This window comes from Flavonifractor porci (assembly GCF_037572415.1).
Classification (GTDB): domain Bacteria; phylum Bacillota; class Clostridia; order Oscillospirales; family Oscillospiraceae; genus Flavonifractor; species Flavonifractor porci.
Genome location: NZ_JBBHLB010000004.1, coordinates 223,240 through 243,289, shown reverse-complemented (window position 1 = coordinate 243,289; position 20,050 = coordinate 223,240). Strand labels below are relative to the sequence as shown.

At 59.9% G+C, this 20,050-nt stretch carries 17 protein-coding genes; 8 read left to right on the top strand and 9 right to left on the bottom strand.

The window, feature by feature from the left end; genetic code table 11:
• Positions 1–12: 12 nt before the first annotated feature.
• From ribD to ribH, 4 genes are read left to right on the top strand one after another with little or no spacing between them, the layout of a single operon-like run.
• A complete protein-coding gene (ribD, locus tag WHJ28_RS05135) occupies positions 13–1,119 on the top strand; it encodes a bifunctional diaminohydroxyphosphoribosylaminopyrimidine deaminase/5-amino-6-(5-phosphoribosylamino)uracil reductase RibD (protein WP_340040321.1) in 1,107 nt (368 codons plus the stop codon).
• The gene (locus WHJ28_RS05130; protein ID WP_340040320.1) at positions 1,100–1,729 is read left to right on the top strand and encodes a riboflavin synthase; all 630 of its coding nucleotides are present in this window, start codon (positions 1,100–1,102) and stop codon (positions 1,727–1,729) included. The genes ribD and WHJ28_RS05130 overlap by 20 nt, the downstream gene beginning before the upstream one ends.
• A 15-nt stretch (positions 1,730–1,744) precedes the next feature.
• A complete protein-coding gene (locus WHJ28_RS05125; protein WP_340040318.1) occupies positions 1,745–2,974 on the top strand; it encodes a bifunctional 3,4-dihydroxy-2-butanone-4-phosphate synthase/GTP cyclohydrolase II in 1,230 nt (409 codons plus the stop codon).
• A 1-nt stretch (position 2,975) separates the two neighbouring features.
• Positions 2,976–3,443 carry a 6,7-dimethyl-8-ribityllumazine synthase gene (gene ribH, locus WHJ28_RS05120; protein WP_340040316.1) on the top strand — a complete coding sequence of 156 codons (468 nt, stop codon included), beginning with the start codon at positions 2,976–2,978 and terminating at the stop codon, positions 3,441–3,443.
• A 59-nt stretch (positions 3,444–3,502) separates the two neighbouring features.
• On the opposite strand, the gene WHJ28_RS05115 is transcribed toward ribH, so the two are convergent.
• Positions 3,503–4,204: a hypothetical protein gene (locus tag WHJ28_RS05115; protein ID WP_340040314.1), complete on the bottom strand. Its 702-nt coding sequence runs from the start codon at positions 4,202–4,204 to the stop codon at positions 3,503–3,505.
• 116 nt (positions 4,205–4,320) lie between these two features.
• Positions 4,321–5,223 (bottom strand): RluA family pseudouridine synthase, encoded by a 903-nt coding sequence (locus WHJ28_RS05110; protein ID WP_340040312.1) that lies wholly within the window; start codon positions 5,221–5,223, stop codon positions 4,321–4,323.
• Positions 5,224–5,363: 140 nt separating this feature from the next.
• Here WHJ28_RS05110 and hemW point away from each other — a divergent pair, with 140 nt between their 5' ends.
• Together hemW and WHJ28_RS05100 are read left to right on the top strand one after the other, a co-directional pair.
• Positions 5,364–6,566 (top strand): radical SAM family heme chaperone HemW, encoded by a 1,203-nt coding sequence (hemW, locus tag WHJ28_RS05105; protein ID WP_340040310.1) that lies wholly within the window; start codon positions 5,364–5,366, stop codon positions 6,564–6,566.
• A gap of 95 nt (positions 6,567–6,661) precedes the next feature.
• Positions 6,662–9,679: a phosphodiester glycosidase family protein gene (locus tag WHJ28_RS05100; RefSeq protein WP_340040307.1), complete on the top strand. Its 3,018-nt coding sequence runs from the start codon at positions 6,662–6,664 to the stop codon at positions 9,677–9,679.
• Between the two features lie 50 nt (positions 9,680–9,729).
• Here the strand turns inward: WHJ28_RS05100 and malQ are convergent, their stop codons facing one another.
• The 6 genes from malQ to WHJ28_RS05070 form a co-directional block, all read right to left on the bottom strand.
• Complete coding sequence (gene malQ, locus WHJ28_RS05095; protein ID WP_340040305.1) at positions 9,730–11,223, bottom strand: 4-alpha-glucanotransferase; 1,494 nt, start codon at positions 11,221–11,223, stop codon at positions 9,730–9,732.
• A 4-nt stretch (positions 11,224–11,227) separates the two neighbouring features.
• Positions 11,228–12,235 carry a LacI family DNA-binding transcriptional regulator gene (locus WHJ28_RS05090; protein WP_340040303.1) on the bottom strand — a complete coding sequence of 336 codons (1,008 nt, stop codon included), beginning with the start codon at positions 12,233–12,235 and terminating at the stop codon, positions 11,228–11,230.
• A 32-nt stretch (positions 12,236–12,267) separates the two neighbouring features.
• Positions 12,268–13,104, bottom strand: coding sequence for a carbohydrate ABC transporter permease (locus WHJ28_RS05085; protein ID WP_340040301.1), 837 nt, complete (start codon positions 13,102–13,104; stop codon positions 12,268–12,270).
• Complete coding sequence (locus WHJ28_RS05080; protein ID WP_340040299.1) at positions 13,104–13,946, bottom strand: carbohydrate ABC transporter permease; 843 nt, start codon at positions 13,944–13,946, stop codon at positions 13,104–13,106. The genes WHJ28_RS05085 and WHJ28_RS05080 overlap by 1 nt, the downstream gene beginning before the upstream one ends.
• 98 nt (positions 13,947–14,044) lie before the next feature.
• On the bottom strand, positions 14,045–15,394 hold the full coding sequence (locus tag WHJ28_RS05075; protein ID WP_340040297.1) for an ABC transporter substrate-binding protein: 1,350 nt from the start codon (positions 15,392–15,394) through the stop codon (positions 14,045–14,047).
• A gap of 193 nt (positions 15,395–15,587) precedes the next feature.
• Positions 15,588–16,583, bottom strand: a complete 996-nt coding sequence (locus WHJ28_RS05070; RefSeq protein WP_340040295.1) for a CCA tRNA nucleotidyltransferase — start codon at positions 16,581–16,583, stop codon at positions 15,588–15,590.
• Between the two features lie 108 nt (positions 16,584–16,691).
• Between WHJ28_RS05070 and murC the strand changes: the two genes are divergently transcribed.
• Both murC and kal read left to right on the top strand, forming a co-directional pair.
• Positions 16,692–18,062, top strand: a complete 1,371-nt coding sequence (gene murC, locus WHJ28_RS05065) for a UDP-N-acetylmuramate--L-alanine ligase (protein ID WP_340040292.1) — start codon at positions 16,692–16,694, stop codon at positions 18,060–18,062.
• A gap of 147 nt (positions 18,063–18,209) precedes the next feature.
• On the top strand, positions 18,210–18,611 hold the full coding sequence (kal, locus tag WHJ28_RS05060) for a 3-aminobutyryl-CoA ammonia lyase (RefSeq protein ID WP_340040290.1): 402 nt from the start codon (positions 18,210–18,212) through the stop codon (positions 18,609–18,611).
• A 57-nt stretch (positions 18,612–18,668) separates the two neighbouring features.
• Here the strand turns inward: kal and WHJ28_RS05055 are convergent, their stop codons facing one another.
• On the bottom strand, positions 18,669–20,039 hold the full coding sequence (locus tag WHJ28_RS05055; RefSeq protein WP_340040288.1) for an MATE family efflux transporter: 1,371 nt from the start codon (positions 20,037–20,039) through the stop codon (positions 18,669–18,671).
• Positions 20,040–20,050 lie beyond the last annotated feature (11 nt).

The window sequence follows — 20,050 nt, the reverse complement described above, 5'->3', positions numbered from 1 at the left end:
GGACAAGCGAATATGAACGATACTGACTACATGGCGCTGGCTATAAAGCTGGCCCAACAGGGCACCGGATGGACCAGCCCCAATCCTTTGGTAGGGGCGGTGCTGGTGAAGGAGGGCCGGATCATTGGCCAGGGATGGCACCGCCGCTGTGGCGGACTTCACGCCGAGCGGGAGGCTCTGGCTGCCTGTACAGAGGACCCGACAGGAGCCACCCTGTACGTCACCCTGGAACCCTGCTGCCACCAGGGCCGTCAGCCCCCCTGCACTCAGGCCATTCTGGATGCAGGCATTGTTCGGGTGGTCATCGGCTCCCGGGACCCCAACCCCCTGGTCCACGGCAAGGGGGCTACCCTGCTGCGGCAAGCTGGAGTAGACGTGGAAGAAGATTTCATGAGGGACCAGTGCGATACCCTGAACCCGGTATTCTTCCACTACATCACCCACAAGACCCCCTATGTGGCCATGAAATACGCCATGACCGCCGACGGCAAGATCGCCTGCCATACCGGCCTATCCCAGTGGGTCACCGGAGAGACCACCCGGGCTCATGTCCAGACTCTGCGGCACCAATACCGGGGCATTCTGGCAGGCATCGGCACGGTGCTTCAGGATGATCCTCGGCTCACCTGCCGGATGGAAGGTGGACGGAATCCGGTACGCATCATCTGCGACTCCCAGCTGCGCATCCCCCTCACCTCCAACTTGGTCCGCACCGCCAGGGAGGTGCCCACCATCATGGCCTGTGCCTCCCCTATGCCGGACAAGCGGGCTGCCCTGGAGGACCACGGGATCACGGTACTGGACCTGCCCGGCCCCGACGGCCGGGTGGACCTGCCCGCCCTGATGGCAGAGCTGGGAAAACAGGAGATCGACGGCGTGCTGCTGGAGGGGGGCGGCGGACTCAATGAGTCCATGCTGCGGCAGGGACTGGTACAGAAAGTATACTGTTACCTGGCTCCCAAGCTGTTCGGCGGAGCGGAGGCCAAAAGCCCGGTGGAGGGCCGGGGGGTAGACTGTCCGGAGGATTGCTGGCGGCTCTCTTCCCCCACCTGCACCCCCATGGGCGAGGACCTGCTGCTGGAATATGAGGTGATACAGAATGTTCACAGGGATCATTGAAGAACTGGGCACCGTCCGCAAAGTGGGAGCAGGCAGCCTGGAACTGGCCGCCCGTATAGTACTGGAGGGAACCAAACTGGGTGACTCTATCGCGGTAAATGGGGTGTGCCTAACGGTAACCGCCCTCTCCCCCACCGGTTTTACCGCCGACGTGATGCCCGAAACCTTCCGGCGCACCGGGTTGGGCTTGCTGCATCCCGGCTCTCAGGTCAATCTGGAGCGGGCCATGGCGGCAGACGGACGTTTTGGCGGCCACATTGTCACCGGCCACATCGACGGCACCGGTACCGTCAGTTCCCTCCGTCGGGAGGGCAACGCGGTGTGGGTCACCATCTCCGCCGCCCCGGAACTGCTCTCCGGCATCGTGGAGAAGGGCTCCATCGCCATTGACGGCATCAGCCTGACGGTAGCTGCCGTCACCGACCGGGACTTCTCTGTCTCCATCATCCCCCACACCGGGGCCCAGACCACCCTGCTGAACCGAAGAGCAGGAGACGCCGTCAATCTGGAGACCGATATTTTAGGAAAATATGTGGCCAGACTGCTGGACCGGGAGGCACCCAAGTCCTCCGGCATCACTATGGAATTTCTGGCGCAACACGGATTTTAAAGGAGGATACATACCATGGGATTTGCCACCATCGAGGAGGCCCTGGAGGAGCTGCGGGCCGGTCACCTCATTATGTGCATCGACGACCCGGACCGGGAAAATGAGGGCGATCTGATCTGCGCCGCCCAGTTTGCCACCACCGAGAACGTAAACTTTATGGCGGTCCATGCCAAGGGCCTGATCTGCACCCCCATGTCGGAGGCGGTAGCCGCCCGGCTGGGGCTGGAGCAGATGGTAAAGGTAAACACCGACAACCACCAGACCGCCTTTACCGTATCCATCGACCATGTGGACACCTCCACCGGCATCTCCGCCGAGGAGCGGGGCTTTACTTGCCGCCGGTGCGCCTCCCCTACCGCCAAACCGGAGGAGTTCCGGCGGCCCGGCCATGTGTTCCCCCTGGTGGCTCGCCGTGGAGGCGTACTGGCCCGCAACGGTCACACCGAGGCCACGGTGGACCTGTGCCGCCACGCGGGCCTTGCTGAGTGCGGCCTGTGCTGCGAGATCATGCGGGAGGACGGCACCATGATGCGCACCACCGAGCTGCTGGAAAATGCAGAGGCCTGGGGTGTGAAGGTCATCACCATCAAGGATCTCCAGGACTACTGCCGCCTCCACGACAAGCACGTGGTCCGGGAGGCGGTGGCCAAAATGCCCACCAAATACGGCTACTTCACCATCTACGGCTACACCAACGACCTTACCGGCGAAAGCCATGTGGCTCTGGTCAAAGGCAATATTGGGGACGGCATGGGTGTGCTGTGCCGGGTCCACTCCGAGTGTCTTACCGGAGACGTGTTCGGCTCCCAGCGGTGCGACTGCGGCCAGCAGCTGACCGCCGCCATGGAGCGCATCGAAAAAGAGGGCCGTGGCGTGGTGCTCTATATGCGGCAGGAGGGCCGGGGCATCGGCCTCATCAATAAGCTGAAAACCTACACCCTCCAGGAGCAGGGGTATGACACGGTGGAGGCCAACATCAAGCTGGGCTTCGCCCCCGACCTGCGGGAGTACTGGATCGGAGCTCAAATTCTCCGGGATCTGGGGGTCAAGGAACTGAGGCTTCTGACCAATAATCCGGACAAGATCTACGGCCTGTCCGGCTTCGGCCTGGAGATCACCGAACGAGTACCCATCGAGGCAGCACCCCAGGAGCATGACCATTTCTACCTGTGGACCAAGCGGGAAAAAATGGGCCACCTGCTGGAGCAGGTGGCCGACGACGATAAGATTCAGGGAGGCATTTGACATGAACATTCTGGAAGGAAAACTGATCGGCAGCGAAAGCCTGCACATTGCCATTGTGGCGTCCCGCTTCAACGAGTTCATCGTGAGCAAGCTGCTCTCTGGCGCGGAGGACGGCCTGGTACGTCACGGCATTCCCACCGGGAACATTGACGTTGCCTGGGTACCAGGTGCATTCGAGATCCCGGTAGCCGCCCTCCACCTGGCCCAGAGCGGCAAGTATGACGCGGTGATCTGCCTGGGCGCCGTCATCCGTGGTTCCACCTCCCACTACGACTATGTGTGCGCCGAGGTGTCCAAAGGCGTGGCTCAGGCCTCCCTCCAGACCGGCAAGCCGGTGCTCTTCGGGGTGCTCACTACTGACACCATCGAGCAGGCCATTGAGCGGGCCGGCACCAAGGCGGGCAACAAGGGCTATGACTGCGCCCTATCCGCCATTGAGATGGTCAATCTCTTCGCACAACTTTCCTGAGACGAGAAAAGCGGGTCTGCTGTGAATCGTTGTTTCGCAGCAGACCCGCTTTTCATTTTTTACACACCCAGATCCACGGTATACTGATAGGGGCACATGGAGATGGGGTCGTCTTCAAAGGCCCGGTTTCTGGCCAGTTCCTCGTTATCAAACAGGTCGTAGAAACCAAAGGTAAAGCTGCTGCTGTTGTGGCTCTCCACCAGTTCATTGGGGATGGCCGCATAGAGGGTGAAAGAGCCGGTGGACAGGGGATCGATCTCATAGATGCTCTCTCCCTCGGCGGTAATGACGTCACATTCGTTGGCGGTCACGCCGAAGTTGTAGTCGTCCAGCTTAAAGTTACCTTCAAAGAAGTCGTAGACCGGCAGGGCCTCGGTGGCCAGATTCTTGATGGTACCCTTGATGTACACGAACTGCTTTCCGCTCTCCGGCTCAGGGCCGGTGGTACGGGTAATCTTTACGCCATTGTCGGTGGTAATGGTTGTTCTGATATCCTCGGCGACCCCGGTTTCGGTGAAGGTCATCTCAACAAAGTCCAGCGTGATGGTATCGCCAATGGCAAAGGACTCCACCGCCGGCTTGGTCGTCTCCTCTACCGGCTGGCTCTCCGTGGGTTCCACCGCAGGGGACGGAGAATTGTTTCCGACCTCATTCCCCGTGGGCGACTGGGTGGTTTTGCCGCTCCCCCCGCCGCTGCACGCGGCTAGAGCGCACATCATAGCCGCTGCCAGCAAAGCTGCCATCCATTTCTTCATGTTCATCCATTCCTTTCCTTGTAAGATTAGGGCAGATACACCCCTGACGGAACTTCAGAACCAAGTGTAGCACAAGCAAGAATGGCGTTACAATATCCCCTCTGCATAGTGTTTGCCGCTTATTACCTCAGCAGCGCCGCCATATCTTCCGGCAGCGGGCAGGTCAGACGGAGATGCACCCCGTTGATGGGGTGGGTCAGAAACAGCTCCGATGAGTGGAGGGCTGGTCGGGCAATGAGGCCCTTGTCCTCCCTGCCGTAGAGGAAGTCGCCGGTGAGCGGACAGCCCAGCCAGACCATGTGAACCCGGATCTGGTGGGTACGGCCTGTCTCAAGATCCAGCTCCACCAGCGCCCGGTTCCCCGTCCGCTCCACCATCCGGTAACGGGTAGCGGCGGGCTGGCCCGCCGGGTCCACCTGCCGCTGGATCAGAGAGCCGGGGACCCGCCCGATGGGGACCTCCACCCTTCCCTGTTCCGGCGCCGGCACACCGTCACACACCGCCAGATAGATCCGCCGAAAGGCAGCGGTATGGAGCTGCTCCTTCAGCCGCTCCTGGGCCAGCGGGTGTTTGGCAATCACCATCAGGCCGGAGGTGCCTCTGTCCAGCCGGTGGACCGGGTGAACCCCCGCCGTTTCCCCCTTCTGTTGGTAATAATAAGCGATATAATTGCACAGGGTCTCTCTGCCATTGCCTGGTCCGGGATGGACCGGTACGCCGGGGGCCTTGTTCACCACCAATAAGTCCTGGTCCTCATAGACCACGTCCACCGGCCCAGGCGTGGGGAGCACAACCTCGGGCCGGTCCGGATCGTCCACCCGTACGGAAAGGACCTGTCCCGCCGCTGCCCGCTGGCCGGTGATGGCCCGGACGCCGTCCAGCAGGATACCGTCCTCCAGCCACTTGATGCGCTTGATCACGGTGCCTGACAATCCAAGTTCCCGGCGCAGCAGCGTGTCGATCTTCTCTCCGTCCCACTCCGAGGTCACCGTCAGCGTCAGCCGCCGCCCGTTCTGTTGGGCCATTGTCTCCCCCCTCCTTTCTTTTTGAGTATAGCATGGCAGCCTGTACTTTTCAAATTGAGGTTTTTCATGTATAATAGTTAGATGAGCAAGTGATACTTGGGTAGCACTACTGCACCTTTCCAGGAAGCGAGGCGCCGTCTATGGCAGAAAAACTGGGCATCTACATCCACATTCCCTTTTGCCGCAGCAAATGCGACTATTGCGATTTCTACTCTCTGGCTGGGCAAGAGGGACGGATGGACGACTACCAGAAGGCCTTACTGGCCCATCTCAAGGAAACCGCCCCTCAGGCCAGAGGCTGGCAGGTTGACACCGTTTATTTTGGCGGCGGTACACCCAGTTTTTATGGGGAAAAGCGGCTGCGGGAGCTGCTACGGCTCATTGCCAAGCGCTTTGACCTAGCCAAGGACGCGGAGATCACCGTGGAGTGCAATCCGGACAGCGTGGATTTAAAAATGCTCCAAGCCCTCCGCCGGGCCGGTGTCAACCGGCTCTCTCTGGGCGTTCAGTCCGCCTGCGACCAAGCTCTTCAGAGCCTTCACCGCCCCCACACCTTTGAACAGGCGGTCCAGGCAGTCACCCTGGCACGGCAGGCCAAGTTCCAGAATCTGAGTCTGGATCTGATCTACGGTCTGCCCGGTCAGGAACTGACCGCCTGGCAGGACACAGTGGAGCAGGTTCTCTCCCTCAAACCGGAGCATTTGAGCTGCTACGGTCTGAAGGTGGAGTCGGGTACCCCTCTGGACTACCGGGTCTCCCGGGGCGAAAAGCTACCCGATGATGACGCTCAGGCAGATATGTACCTCTGGACGGTGGAACGGCTGGAACAAGAGGGCTACCGCCAGTATGAGATCTCCAACTTCGCCCGCTCCGGCTATCAGTCCCGCCACAACCTGAAGTATTGGATGGGCCGGCCCTATATCGGTTTTGGTCCCGGCGCCCACTCTGACTTCGGCGGACGACGCTACTCCTTTATCCGGGACCTGGAGGGCTATATCTCCGGCGTTTTGGAGGGAGGCGTGGTGATCGACTCCTCCGACCTGATCCCCTCCCGGGAGCGGGGCAGCGAATATCTCATGCTGCGGATGCGCACCACCCGTGGAATCGAGGAGTGGGAGTACCGCCGGGAATTTTTCCTGGATTTCGATCCCATTGAACAGAAGCTGGAAGATTATGAGCGCCACGGCTGGGCAGAACGCCATGACCGCCGCTGGCACCTCACTCCCAAGGGATTTCTGGTATCCAATCAGCTCATTGGGGATCTTTTGGCAGTCCAGGAGGAGGCAACTCTGGAAAAGACACTTCCTCGCTTGAAACAGGGGCGTCCTGAGGACTCAGAATAAAGATTTTGGTTCAGATACCCCCGCTTGTTTACAAGCGGGGGTATCTGTGTTAACATAACGTATATATCTTTTCACCCGATCATAGGAGGACGATCATGAAGCATTTTATCCGGCGAAGCGCCGCAGCAGGCCTGGCTCTGGCTCTGACGGTCACTGCGGCGTCGGCCTCATACGCGCTGGGCTGGGACCTGCACACAGGCCAGGTCCCTCTCTCTCAGGGTGCCACCCTGGGCAAAAACATTTTCTGGAGTGACAGCTACTCCGATCTGCGCCACGAGTACTACATCTCTTACAGTCCCAATGAAAATGTAGTGCCTACCGTAGCCTACGGAAACAAGGTACTGGACCGGCTCACCCTGTCCAACATGGCCAAGAATCTGGAAAATCAGGGGAAGCGGGTGGTCTCCGGCATCAACGGAGACTGGTATGTACTTTCCACCGGCTCCACAGTAGGCCTGCTGGTCACCGACGGCGTAGTACGTGCCACCCCCTACTACAACAACTCCTGGGCCATCGGTTTTCACGAGGACGGTACCGCCTTTATCGGTCAGCCAGCCCTCTCCACCACTGTCACCTTCGGCGGCTCCACTTACAAGGTGAGCGGCGCCATCAACAAAGTGCGCAAGCTCACCGCCAGTGACACCAGCGGTGGGCTGACCCTGCTCACCTCTGACTTCGCTTCCACCACCCAGAATACCGACCCCGGTGTGGATGTGATCCTCACCCCGGTGGACGACGGCAGCGGCACCAGCGCCATGCAGCCCACCATCGGCAAGGAGGTCCAGTATACCGTGGACCAAGTGCTGGAATCCACCGGCAGCATCGCCATTCCCGAGGGCAAGGCTGTCCTCACCATGAATGCCAAGGACAACGCCGACATTCTAGCCAAGCTCCGCGCCCTCCAGCCCGGCGACACGGTGACCCTGTCCATCACCAGCACCGATGAGCGGTGGAACAGCGTGGACCAGGCACTGGGCGGTACTTATAAAATTGTTACCGACGGCAAGGTGGTCTCCTCCGGCCTGCCCTCGGAGCGCACCGCCTGGACAGCAGTTGGCGTAAAGGCGGACGGCACCGTGATCTTCTACACCCTGGACGGCAAGCAGTCCGGCTATAGTGTGGGCTGCACCCTGTCCCAGGCTGCTCAGCGACTGGTGGAACTGGGTTGTGTGGAGGCCATTGCCATGGACGGCGGCGGCTCCACCACCATCGGCGCTACCTATCCAGACACCAACGGAATGCAGGTGGTCAACCGTCCCTCTGATGGTTCCCAGCGTTCCAACAGCACCGCTATCTTCCTGACCACCACCCTTCAGCCCACCGGTGAGCTGGACAGCTACTATGTGACCCCCACCGATTCCATGCTACTCTCCGGCGCCACAGTTCAGCTCTCTGCTACCGGCCTGGATACCAACTACTATCCCACCACTGGAAACACGGTATCCTGGTCCGTTTCTGACGGCGGCGGAACCATCGATGAGAGCGGGCTCTTTACCGCCGGCAGCAAGAGCGGTTTCTACCAGGTCACCGCTACAGATGGTGAGCACTCGGGCACCGCCTATCTGACCACCGTGGCCACACCGGACGCCATCACTATTTCCAGTGAGTCTACCGGCTCCAAGATCACCTCCCTGAACCTCAATCCCGGTCAGCAGATCGATCTGAAGGCCTCTGCCACCTACCGCACCCTGGGACTCACTGCCCAGGACACCTGCTTTACCTGGTCCCTGGACTCTGCTCTGGGCACGATCGATGCTAACGGTGTACTTAAGGCCTCTCAGGAGAGCGGCAGCGGCAGTCTCACCGTCTCCGCCGGCGGCAAGAGCGTCACCATCCCGGTCACCATTGCCAGCCATGTCAAGACCCTGGATACCTGTGAGGGCGACCTGTCTTCCTTCCAGAACACCGATACCGCCACCGCCGAGAAGGAAACCGGTCTGGACTTCGTACACAACGGCAGCCAGAGCCTGAAGCTGTCCTATGATGCCACCAGCGGCTCCGCCAGTCTGTCTACCTCCCTCTCCATTCCCGAAGGGGAAAGCTGGCTGGGTATGTGGGTATACGGCAACGGTTCTGGCAATACCCTGATGGCCACCGCCGCTGATCCGGATGGACAGACCCAGCAGTTCCTTCTGACCGCCCTGGACTTTACCGGCTGGAAGTATGTCATGGTCCAGCTGCCCGCCGGTACCTCCACTCTGTCCAGCCTGGATGTGATCTACGGCGGCGGCGCGGAGCGCCAGACGGGCTCCATCTGGCTGGACCAGCTGGTCACCGCCAATCAGCAGGTTACCGACAGCATCGCCCCCACTGTCTCCGTGTCGGTAAAGGGCACCCAGCTCACCGCCACAGTCAAGGATGATCTGGACAAGAGCATTCCTCAGAGCAATGTGGCCCTCACTTATGACGGCAAGCCCCTGACTGCCAGCTGGAATGAAGCCACCGGCACGCTTACCGCCACCCTGCCTGCCGCTGACAACGGCTATCACCGGGCCACCGTCACTGCCTCCGATGCAAGCGGCAATCTTGCCCGGGCATCCGCCGACGTGAAGCCCTCCTCCAGTCGGCCCAGTCCCTTCGGCGATATGACCGGCCACTGGGCAGAGCCCTACGCCACCTTCCTGTACGACCAGGGCATCTCCCAGGGCACCGGTGGAAATACCCCTCAGTACGAACCCAACAAGAACATCTCCCGGGCGGAGTTCTTTGCCCTGGCGGCCCGGTGGATGGGCCTGGATCTGGAGCAGTACGCCAATGTGGAGCTGCCCTTTGCCGACGCCGACGCCATCCCCTCCTGGGCCCTCAGCGAGATCAAGGCTATGTACAGCCTGGGTATCCTTCAGGGCGCCTCCAGCGGCGGTCAGCTGCTGGCCAACCCCATGTCCACCATCACCCGTGCTGAAGCCATCACCATTCTGGGCCGTACCCAGGTCAAGGGCTACACCGCCAATGATCTGACCTTTGACGACGCCGGTCAGGTCCCCGCCTGGGCTCTCTCCTACACACAGATCCTGGTGACCCAGGGCGTGGTCAGCGGCAACAACAATCTGATCCGCCCCGCCGACTCCATCACCCGGGGCGAGGTTGCCAAACTGCTGTACGCCATGCTGTGATATCAAACAGGCAAGAAAAAAGTGCGCTGACGCGCACTTTTTTCTTGCTCTTATTCTGCTTGGGGCAGCCGTCCGTACAGTGCCATCTGCCGGTGGAGTTTGACCGCCAGCGCCGGGCTGTCAAAGCCCTCCGGCGCTCGCCAGGTCCAGTTGCGGCCCAAAGTAGATGGGGTATTCATCCGCCCCTCCGAGCCAAGCCCCAGCACGTCCTGGATCTGTACCACAGCATACCGGCCCACACTGGCCCAGACCGTCCGCATCATGCCCCAGTTCTCCCCTTCCCGTTGGTCCAGGTGGAGATACTCCCGGGCATAAGCCACATCCTCCGGTCGGGCGGTCACCAGCCAGCCCATAGCGGGCTCGTTGTCGTGGGTACCCACATAGACCACACAGTTGGCCGGATAGTTGTGAGGCAGATAGGCCGGCCCCTCCTTATCCCGGCTGTCAAAGGCAAACTGGAGCACCTTCATACCGGGGAATCCGGTCTCATCCCGAAGGCGGTGGACTGATGGAGTCAGAAAGCCCAGATCCTCCGCAATGATATCCTTTTTACCCAGGGCCCGCTCCACGGCCTGGAAAAGTTTGATCCCGGGGCCCTGCCGCCAGCGGCCATTCTGGGCAGTGGGCTCCCCATAGGGGATGGCATAGTAAGCATCAAAGCCCCGGAAGTGGTCGATGCGCAGCACGTCGTAGATCTCAAACTGATAGGCGATGCGGCGCACCCACCAGGAAAAGTTGTCCCGCTCCATATAGTCCCAGTCAAAGAGCGGGTTACCCCACAGCTGGCCGTCAGCGGAGAAGCCGTCAGGCGGACAGCCCGCCACCTCAGTGGGCCGTCGGTGCTCGTCCAGCTGGAACTGCTCCGGATGGGCCCACACATCCACACTGTCTGCGGAGACATAGATGGGCAGATCGCCGATGATCCGGATACCCCGCCCGTTGGCGTACTCCTTGAGTGCCTTCCACTGCCGGAAAAAGAGGTACTGCACCCCTCTCCAGAAGGCCAGATCGGCGGCCAGGGCCCGGCGTACTCGATTGAGAGCCACCCGCTCCCGGTCCCTGACCGGCTGCTCCCAGTCCGTCCAGGGCTCACCACCATTGGCCTCTTTCATTGCCATAAAGAGGGCATAGTCCTCCAGCCAGAAGGAGTTCTCCTCACAGAAGGTCCAGTAGTCCGCCGTGGGTGCAGCCAGCAGCGCCTTGCACGCCTTCCGCAGCACCGGGTAGCGGTTGTGATACAGTTTGCCGTAATCCACCCGCTGAGGATCGTCCCCCCAGTCCAAAGACTCATAGTCCGACCGATCCAGCAGGCCGTCGGCAGCCAAATCGTCCAGGTCAATGAGGTAAGGATTGCCCGCAAAGGTGGAAAAACTCTGATAGGGAGAATCTCCGTAGCTGGTGGGACAGATGGGCAGAATCTGCCACAGGGACTGACCCGCCGCCTGGAGGAAATCCACGAACCGCCGGGCGCAGGCGCCCATGGTGCCCACGCCGTAGGGAGATGGCAGCGAAGTGATGTGCATCAGAATGCCGCCGGTCCGCATAGTTTCACATCCTTTCCTTCACGCTCTCCCCGTCCAGAAAGGTATAGGGGATCAGCTCATGGACGGGCTGCGCGCCGTCCTGAATCTGGTGGATCAGCAGATCCACACTCCGCTCCGCCAACCGCTGCGCGTCCTGGCGGACGGTGGTCAGCCGGGGCACTGCGTACCGTCCCAGCTCGATGCCATCGTAGCCTAATATGGAGATGTCCTCCGGCACACGCAATCCACGATCGTGGAGGGCCCGCATGGCCCCCAGGGCCTGCACATCCGACATGGCAAACACAGCGGTCATGCCGGGCAGCTTATTCAGCAGCCGCTCCATAGCGGCATATCCCCCCGACAGATCGAAGCGGGCGGTCTCGCACTGTTTCGCCTCATCCAGCGTCATGCCCCGGTCATTAAAGGCCAGGCGCACCCCCTCCAGACGGGCCTGAGCGGCGTTGGACTGCTCCGCCCGGCCTCCCAGGATGCCAATGGTCCGGTGGCCCAAATCCATCAGCCGCTCCACCGCCCGACGGGCGCCGTCGGTATCGTCGGTGGAAACGCTGGACAGGTTGGGCAACTCCAGCCCGTCCGCCGAGTTGGTCACCAGCACGCAGGGGATGGTAATGCGGTGAAATCCGGCCTGGAACAGGCTCAGGTTGCTGCCCAGGAAGAGGATGCCCATAGGCCGCCGTTCCCGGCACACCTGAATGGCCTGGTCGATCTCATCGTCATCCTCGTCGATATAGTAGATAAGGCTGGGATATCCGCTGTCCCGGATACGGGTCTGTATCTGTTCCACCAGGTCTGCAAAAAGCATATTCTGGGTGCCCTTGACGATAAGGGCCACTCCACTGCTGGCCTGCTGCTTCAGGTGCTTGGCATTGCTGTTGCGCTTAAAGTGGTGGGCCTCCACCACCGCCATCACCTTGGCGCGGGCCTCCTCGGACACGTCCGGCCGGTCGTTGAGTACCCGGGACACGGTACCCACCGCATAGCCGGACAGCTTGGCGATGTCTTTGATGGTCAAAGGAACTCACCTCTTGTTGGTCTGCGTCTTTATTATCCCTTGACCGCGCCTGCGGCCACGCCCTTGATGATGTGCTTCTGGCAGGACAGATAGAAGATAACCACCGGGATCACCGCCATGATGAGGGCGGCCATGATGGCGCCCATGTCCACCCGGCCGTAGGAGCCCTTCATGTACTGGATCACAATGGAGATGGTCTTGTACTTCTTGATGTCCAGCGTCAGGTAGGGCAGCAGGAAGTCGTTCCAGATCCACATGGTCTCCAGAATGCCTACAGAGATGTAGGTGGGCTTCATGATGGGGAGCACCACCGAGAAGAAGGTGCGGATGGGGGAACAGCCGTCGATCATGGCGGCTTCCTCGATCTCGATGGGGATGGACTTGACGAAGCCGCAGAACATGAACACCGCCAGACCTGCGCCAAAGCCCAGATAGATGATGATAAGGCCCCAGGGGGTGCCCAGGCCCAAGCGGTCAGTGACCAGGGACAAGGTAAACATGACCATCTGGAAGGGGACCACCATAGAGAACACACACAGGACATAGATGGCCCTGGTAACCCGGGTGCGTACTCGGGTGATGAACCAGGCACACATGGAGGTACAGATCAGGATCACGATCACCGAGCCCACGGTGATGAACACCGTCCATCCCACCGCTTTCAGGAAGTCATACTGGTTGATGGCGGTGGTGTAGTTGTCCAGACCGGTAAAGGTAGTCTCATTGGGCAGCTTGAAGGGTTCCAGGTTGATGTAGGACTTCTTCTTGAAGGAGTTGAAGAGTACCACCACAACGGGTAGCACATAAAAAATGCTGATGAAGGTGAACAGACCGGTACCCAGCCGGTTCACCCGTTTTTTCCGGATCATTACTGCTGCACCTCCTTGGAACGGGTGGCTTTCAGCTGGATCAGGCCGATGGCCACCACCAAAATGAAGAAGACTACGGCCTTGGCCTGGCCCACGCCCTCCCAGCCAGTGCGGCCATAGAAGGTGTTGTAAATGTTCAGCGCCAGCATCTCGGACATCTTGGAGGGCTCGCCGGCGGTGAGGGACAGGTTCTGGTCAAAGAGCTTGAAGCCGTTGACCACCGACAGGAAGGTGCAGATGGTGATGGACGGCATCATCATGGGGATAGTCACCTTAAAGAGCCGCTGATGACCGCTGGCACCGTCAATGGCGGCGGCCTCCATCACGTCGCCGGGGATGGACTGGAGGCCGGCGATGTAGATGATCATCATATAGCCGATCTGCTGCCAGGCCACCAGGATAATGAGTCCCCAGAAGCCGTACCACTCGTTGAGGTTGAGGGCGGTGGCAAAGGGGGCCAGCAGGCCGTTGAAGATCAGCTGCCAGATATAACCCAGCACAATGCCGCCGATCAGGTTGGGCATAAAGAACACGGTACGGAAGATGTTGGTGCCCCGCAGCTTCTGTGTAAGGGCCAGAGCGATGGCAAAGGCGATTACATTGATGACCACCAGGGAGACCACCGCGAAGAGGGCGGTATACCAGAAGGAGTGGAGGAATATGGGGTCCCGGAAGGCCTTGATGTAGTTGCTCAGGCCCACAAAGGTGGCGTCGGTGACGGTGGTAAACTCACAGAAGGACAGCCAGATACCCATGATAAAGGGTACGATAAAGCCGATGGTGAACGCGATCAGAGTAGGCAGCAGGAAAATGGGAAAATACCGCTTGATTGCCTTTTCCAAAGGATCGACCTCCTCTCTCATTGCTCAAAAAGGCAGAGGCAGCGGGCGGGCAGAACGCCCGCCCGCTGCCTGTTCAGCAGTTGATGTTAAGGTCAGACTCAGCCGTTGACCGCGGCAGCCTCGGAGGCCCAGCCATCCACGAAGGCGGACACCACGGCGTCCCACTTGGCGTCGGTCTGGTCGGCTGCGTAGGCGGTCAGAGCGGAACCCACGCCGTTCTTCCACTCCTCGGAGGGCATGGTGGAGAAGTTCCAGGACACGGACTCATAGCCATCGGCCACATACTGGTTGCCGATGTTGACCAGGGGGTTGGTGGACTCCAGGTTGCCCTTGAAGGGGATCACGAAGCCCATGCCGGCCTGGCCGGAGGGCATGGCGCCCTCACCGCCGCACATGGCCTTGGTGCCGGTCTCGGAGGTCACGCACCAATACATGAAGTCCAGAGTGGCCTGGATGTCGGCCTCGGAAGCCTTGGCATTGACGCACCAGTAATTCTCGGTACCGGTACACAGGCCCTGCTTATCCTCGCCCTCGGCGCCGATGTAGATGGGCAGCATACCCAGGTTTTCGTCGCCCAGCTCGGCCACATCATTGTAGGCCCAGGTGCCATTCTGATAGAACACCGCCTGACCGGTCACAAACTCAGCCACAGCGTCGTCGCCGGTCTTGGTGGACAGCAGCGCGGGCTCACAGGTGGCGTTGTTGATGTACAGATCCCAGATCTGACGGTAGTTGTCCAGGTAGGTGCCCTTGATGGCGTCGGTATTAGCGATGCCGTCGGCCTTGTACTCATAGTAGATGGGCAGGTTGGCCAGGTGGGTCTTGAAGCGCCAGTCGGAGGAGCCGTCCATGCCGGCGGAGGTGAAGGCGGAGAAGCCCAGCTCGCCCTTGCGGGCAGTGATGTCCTCGGCCACCTTCTTCAAATCGTCAAAGCTTTTGATATCGTCGGCGGAGTAGCCGGCCTGCTCCAGCAGAGCCTTGTTGTAGATGATGCCGTAGGTCTCAATGACGTAGCCGATGCCCGCCATCTTGTCCCCGTCCATCAGGGCGAACTCGTCGCTGGACAGCTCGCCTGCCACCTTGGAGCCGCTCAGATCATAGCAGTAGTCCTTCCAGGCAGCCAGGCCCACCGGACCGTTCACCTGGAACAGAGTGGGGGCATCAGTCTTGGCCATCTCAGACTTCAGGGTGGTCTCGTAGTTGCCGGAGGCAGCGGTCAGCACAGTAACCTCCACGCCGGTCTCCTGCGTATACAGCTCAGCCAGCTCCTGCCACTGGGCATCCTGCTCCGGCTTGAAGTTCAGGTAGTAGACCTTGCCGCCGGTGGCATCGCCACCGCCGCTGGGGGAGGATCCGCCGGAAGGGGTGGTGTCGCCGCCGCCGCAGCCGGCCAGCATACCGGCTACCATAGTTCCGGTCAACGCAAGCGCAAACAGACGTTTCTTCATTCTAAGTTCCTCCTGTCACAGATTCATGTCTTGGCTGGAAACGTTTCATGGAAACGTTTCCAGCTCCCTGTGACTGCATCTTACTCCTTTCCGTTTCCATTTTCAAGCATCTTTTTGTCAATCTTTCTAATTTCAGCTTTGCGCTTAATTTATGCGCTGTTATTTTGTACAATATGCCAGGCAGCAAAACCAATCAGTCTAGTTTTTGCAGCAATTCCAGCAGTCTGTCCCGCCGGTTATCCTCCGGATGGTCCAGTACATGGAATGCCAGTTTGCGCTGAGCCGTGCCGATCTCCCGGCCTTTCAGACCAAGGGCCGCCAACTCCCCGCCGGAGATCGTCAGGCAATGCACCAGTTCTATTTCCGGATGGTACACGCCCCGTTTCAGCGCCCGCTCCACCGGCAGGCGTTCAAGGGGAAAGCCGGTCGCGGTACAAAAGCCCCGCCACCGTGGGATGGGCTGCGGCGGTAAATTCCTCAGGTCAACCAGGCCAGGGCAATTCCGCTGAGGCCATAGGTGAGCCAGCAACCCCCAGCGAATGAGTTCCTCCGCCCGCTCCGGATGAGGAGACAACAGCGTTTTCTCCATCTCCGCCTTGATCCGTTCCCCCGACACCTGGCTTACCCGTCCGGCATTCCGCCGGATGGCATCCTCAGTCGCTGGCTCGATGGCAAAGCCCAGTTGGGCTGCAAAGCGCACTGCACGCAGCATCCGCAGCGCGTCCTCAGAGAACCGCCGGTCCGGCTCCCCCACGCACCGAATGATCTCAGCTTCCAAATCCTTCTGTCCATCAAAGGGGTCGATGATCTCCCCTTCCGGCCCCAGGGCCATGGCATTGATGGTAAAATCCCGGCGGGCCAGGTCCTCGGTCAATCCCACATCAAAGATCACACCATCGGGATGCCGCCCGTCGGCATACCCGCCCTCCCGGCGGAAGGTAGTCACCTCCACTGGACCATCCTCAGTCAGGACGGTGACGGTGCCGTGCTGTATCCCCGTGGGGACGGTATGCTCAAACAGCCCCATCACCTGCTCCGGATAGGCGGAGGTACACACGTCGTAGTCTCCCGGCGTGCGGCCCAGCAGCAGATCCCGGACGCAGCCGCCCACCGGATGAGCGGCATAGCCTGCCTGCCGCAGGGTATCCAGACAATGCTGTACGCCTGCCGGAATCGGCCACTTCTCCATTTTCTCCACCTCCCCCGGTATGTTTAGCTTGCTATTTACCTATAATGGATTATAATATAGTGTTGAACTTTTATCATTATAATCTGTAGAAAAGGGTGTGTAAACCCCATGACCAATCCCAACATTCACGACTATCTGACGCCAGGCCATAAAGCCCATCTCATTGGCATTGGCGGCGTTTCCATGTCTCCTCTGGCCGAGGTGCTCCACAAAATGGGCGTAGAGATCACCGGCTCGGATATGAATGACAGTGCCACGGTGGAGCATCTGCGCTCCCTGGGCATTTCTGTGGCCATCGGCCACAGAGCTGAAAATGTACAGGACGCCGACCTGATCATCCGCACCGCCGCCGTTCATGATGATAACCCGGAGATTGTGGAGGCCCATGCGCTGAACATCCCTGTTTTTGAGCGTGCTCAGGCCTGGGGCTCCATTATGCGGGGCTATAAAAATGCCCTGTGTATCTCGGGCACCCATGGTAAGACCACCACCACTTCTATGTGCACCCACATCATCATGGCTGCCCAAATGGACCCCACCGTTATGATCGGCGGCACTCTGCCCCTGCTTGGCTCCGGCTATCGGGTGGGCCACGGAGACACCATCATTCTGGAGAGCTGCGAGTACTGCAATTCCTTCCTGTCCTTCTTCCCCACTGTGGCCGTCATCCTCAACATTGAGGCGGATCACCTGGACTTCTTCAAGGACCTGGACGACGTGGAGCACTCCTTCCGGGCCTTTGCCGACCGGGTACCGGAAAACGGTGTGATCGTGGCCAACGCCGACGACGCCAACACCATGCACACCTTGGAAGGCGAGACCCGCCCCGTCCTCACCTTCGGTCTGGAGGACGGCGACGTCCACGCCGCCAATCTAACCTGGAACCGGGGCCTGCCTGCCTTTGACATCATCTATCGGGGTGAGTTCTTTACCCGGGTAGGCCTGCGGGTCCCCGGCGAGCACAACGTGAAAAACGCTCTGGCTGCAGCGGCGGCCGCCATCTCCCTGGCGGTCTCTCCCAAAGCCGTCAGCGAGGGACTGGGCGCTTTTCGTGGCGCCGGCCGCCGTTTTGAGCATAAGGGTACCTACAACGGCGCCGAGGTCTATGACGACTACGCCCACCATCCCGGCGAGCTCCAGGCTCTGCTGGCCGCCGCCCGCACTCTGGGATATGAGCGGATCATCTGTGCCTTCCAGCCCCATACCTATACCCGCACCAAGGCCCTGTTCGACGATTTCATCAAAGTGTTACGCCAGCCCGACATCACCCTGCTGGCGGAGATCTATGCCGCCCGGGAAACCAATGAGGTCGGCATCTCCTCTCGGGATCTGGCCGACCAGATCCCCGGCAGCATCTGCTGCCCCACTCTGGAGGATGTGGCCGCCAAACTGAAGGAGTTGGCCCAGCCCGGTGATTTGATCCTCACCGTTGGCGCCGGCAATATCTATATTGCCGGCGAAGCTTTGCTGCGGAATTGACCCTCTTCTTTCATCCGCTAAAGTAAAAGAATAAATTGTACCACAAATTTCCGCTGTTGACAAGACTCATAAAGAGACGTACAATATCTTTAGTATTCTGTCCCTTTTGTTCTCTTTTTACAAATATCAATAAGGAGTGGAATCGACATGGAAGAGAAGAAGTACACCTCGATGATCCGTCTGCGGATGTCTGCAAAGGACGCCCACTACGGCGGAAACTTGGTGGATGGCGCTCATATGGTGCATCTGTTTGGCGACGTAGCCACCGAGCTGCTGATTCAGTGCGATGGCGACGAGGGCCTGTTCTGCGCTTACAACAACATTGAGTTCAAGGCGCCTGTGTACGCCGGCGACTTCATCGAGGCCTATGGTGAGATCACTCACATCGGCAATACCTCCCGCAAGATGAAGTTTGAGGCCCGCAAGGTGGCCGTCCCCCGCCCCGACATCAGCGATTCTGCCGCTGATTTCCTGGAGGAGCCCATTGTTGTGGCCGTTGCCGAGGGTACCTGCGTGACCCCCAAGAAGTGCCAGCGCAAGGAGCATTGATTCCCGCTTACATGAAAGAAGTCCGCCGCGAAGGAACCTTCGCGGCGGACTTCTTTTTTATTGTGGGGCAGGCGTCCCGCTTCGCTCGGCCAGAATACGCGGAAAGAAGCGAAGAAACAGAATGCTGGTGACGGTGGCGGCCACTGCATCGGCAATAGGCTCGGACAGGAAGGTGGCCTCCGCCGACACCAGGGCGGGCAGCAGCAGCAGACAAGCCAAAAAAACCGTCTTGCGGAATAAAGAGCAGAACAGCGCCAGCCGCACATGGCCCAGGGCGGTGGTCTCGTCTACCAGGGGATACTGGATGGCCAGAGGCAGGATCATGGCGGTAAATACCTTGATATAGCCCACCGAGCGGTCAATCAGCTCCGGATTCTGGGTAAAGAGCCGAACAAACACCGGAGACAGTGTGTAGGTCACCACCGTCATCAGGCCGCAGAAGGCCAGGCACAGTCCCACGATGGATTTCATGGCCCGCTTGATCCGGGCGGCGTTGCCTGCGCCGTAGTTAAAGCTGATCACCGGCTGGGTGCCCAGAGTCAGGCCACCCATGGGCATGGTGATGAGAAGCAGGTAGCTCTGCACAATGGTGGCGCAGACCACCAGCTTATCGCCCAACTCCGGCCCACCATAGTGCTGGAGCACCGTGTTGAGGACGATAAGCAGCACACTGTCGGTGGCAATGATCAGGAAGGGGGACAAGCCAAATGTGACGATCCGCATCATGATCTTCCGGTCAAAGCCGCCCCATCGCAGGGGCACCGGCATCTTCTTCCGCAGCAGAGAGCAAAGCACGAAGGCGCAGGAGGCCATCTGGGAGATCACCGTAGCCAGCGCCGCGCCCGCCACATCCAACTTTAAAACAAAGATAAAAATAGGGTCCAGCACAATGTTGAGCACCGCCCCCAGCATGACTGTGGCCATACCCAATCCTGAAAAGCCCTGAGCAATGAGAAAGCTGTTCATGCCGGTAGCCATCAGGGCAAAGAAGGTGCCGGCGGTGTAGATGGTCAGATAGGTATCGGCGTAGCCAAAGGTGGCCGGACTGGCGCCAAACCACTGGAGCAGCTGCCCCTTGAGCAGCAGGAACAGCCCCGTCAGCCCCACCGACAGCACCAACAGCATGAAGAAGCTGTTGGACAGCACCCGGCTGGCCTCCTTCCGGTTCCCCTCCCCCATCCGCATGGCCAGGATGGGCGAGCCGCCCAACCCCACCAAGGAGGCAAAGGAACTGAGCAGGGTGACGATAGGTCCGCACACACCCACTCCTGCCAGAGCCAGATCCCCGATCTGCGGGATATTTCCGATGTAAATGCGGTCTACGATGCTATAGAGTACACTGACCAGCTGGGCCAGCATGGTGGGAATGGCCAGTTTACAGACCAGGCGAAAAACCGGATCATTCCCCAAATCGTTGGTCCGTTTCATCTCGCTCCTCC

Excerpts from the sequence above, each read along its gene's own strand:
- hemW (WP_340040310.1), top strand. The coding sequence starts at position 5,364 with ATGGCAGAAAAACTGGGCATCTACATCCACATTCCCTTTTGCCGCAGC.
- kal (WP_340040290.1), top strand. The coding sequence starts at position 18,210 with ATGGAAGAGAAGAAGTACACCTCGATGATCCGTCTGCGGATGTCTGCA.
- WHJ28_RS05100 (WP_340040307.1), top strand. The coding sequence starts at position 6,662 with ATGAAGCATTTTATCCGGCGAAGCGCCGCAGCAGGCCTGGCTCTGGCT.
- WHJ28_RS05115 (WP_340040314.1), bottom strand. The coding sequence starts at position 4,204 with ATGAACATGAAGAAATGGATGGCAGCTTTGCTGGCAGCGGCTATGATG.
- WHJ28_RS05085 (WP_340040301.1), bottom strand. The coding sequence starts at position 13,104 with ATGATCCGGAAAAAACGGGTGAACCGGCTGGGTACCGGTCTGTTCACC.
- WHJ28_RS05125 (WP_340040318.1), top strand. The coding sequence starts at position 1,745 with ATGGGATTTGCCACCATCGAGGAGGCCCTGGAGGAGCTGCGGGCCGGT.
- murC (WP_340040292.1), top strand. The coding sequence starts at position 16,692 with ATGACCAATCCCAACATTCACGACTATCTGACGCCAGGCCATAAAGCC.
- WHJ28_RS05130 (WP_340040320.1), top strand. The coding sequence starts at position 1,100 with ATGTTCACAGGGATCATTGAAGAACTGGGCACCGTCCGCAAAGTGGGA.
- malQ (WP_340040305.1), bottom strand. The coding sequence starts at position 11,223 with ATGCGGACCGGCGGCATTCTGATGCACATCACTTCGCTGCCATCTCCC.
- ribH (WP_340040316.1), top strand. The coding sequence starts at position 2,976 with ATGAACATTCTGGAAGGAAAACTGATCGGCAGCGAAAGCCTGCACATT.
- WHJ28_RS05110 (WP_340040312.1), bottom strand. The coding sequence starts at position 5,223 with ATGGCCCAACAGAACGGGCGGCGGCTGACGCTGACGGTGACCTCGGAG.
- WHJ28_RS05070 (WP_340040295.1), bottom strand. The coding sequence starts at position 16,583 with ATGGAGAAGTGGCCGATTCCGGCAGGCGTACAGCATTGTCTGGATACC.
- WHJ28_RS05055 (WP_340040288.1), bottom strand. The coding sequence starts at position 20,039 with ATGAAACGGACCAACGATTTGGGGAATGATCCGGTTTTTCGCCTGGTC.
- WHJ28_RS05075 (WP_340040297.1), bottom strand. The coding sequence starts at position 15,394 with ATGAAGAAACGTCTGTTTGCGCTTGCGTTGACCGGAACTATGGTAGCC.
- ribD (WP_340040321.1), top strand. The coding sequence starts at position 13 with ATGAACGATACTGACTACATGGCGCTGGCTATAAAGCTGGCCCAACAG.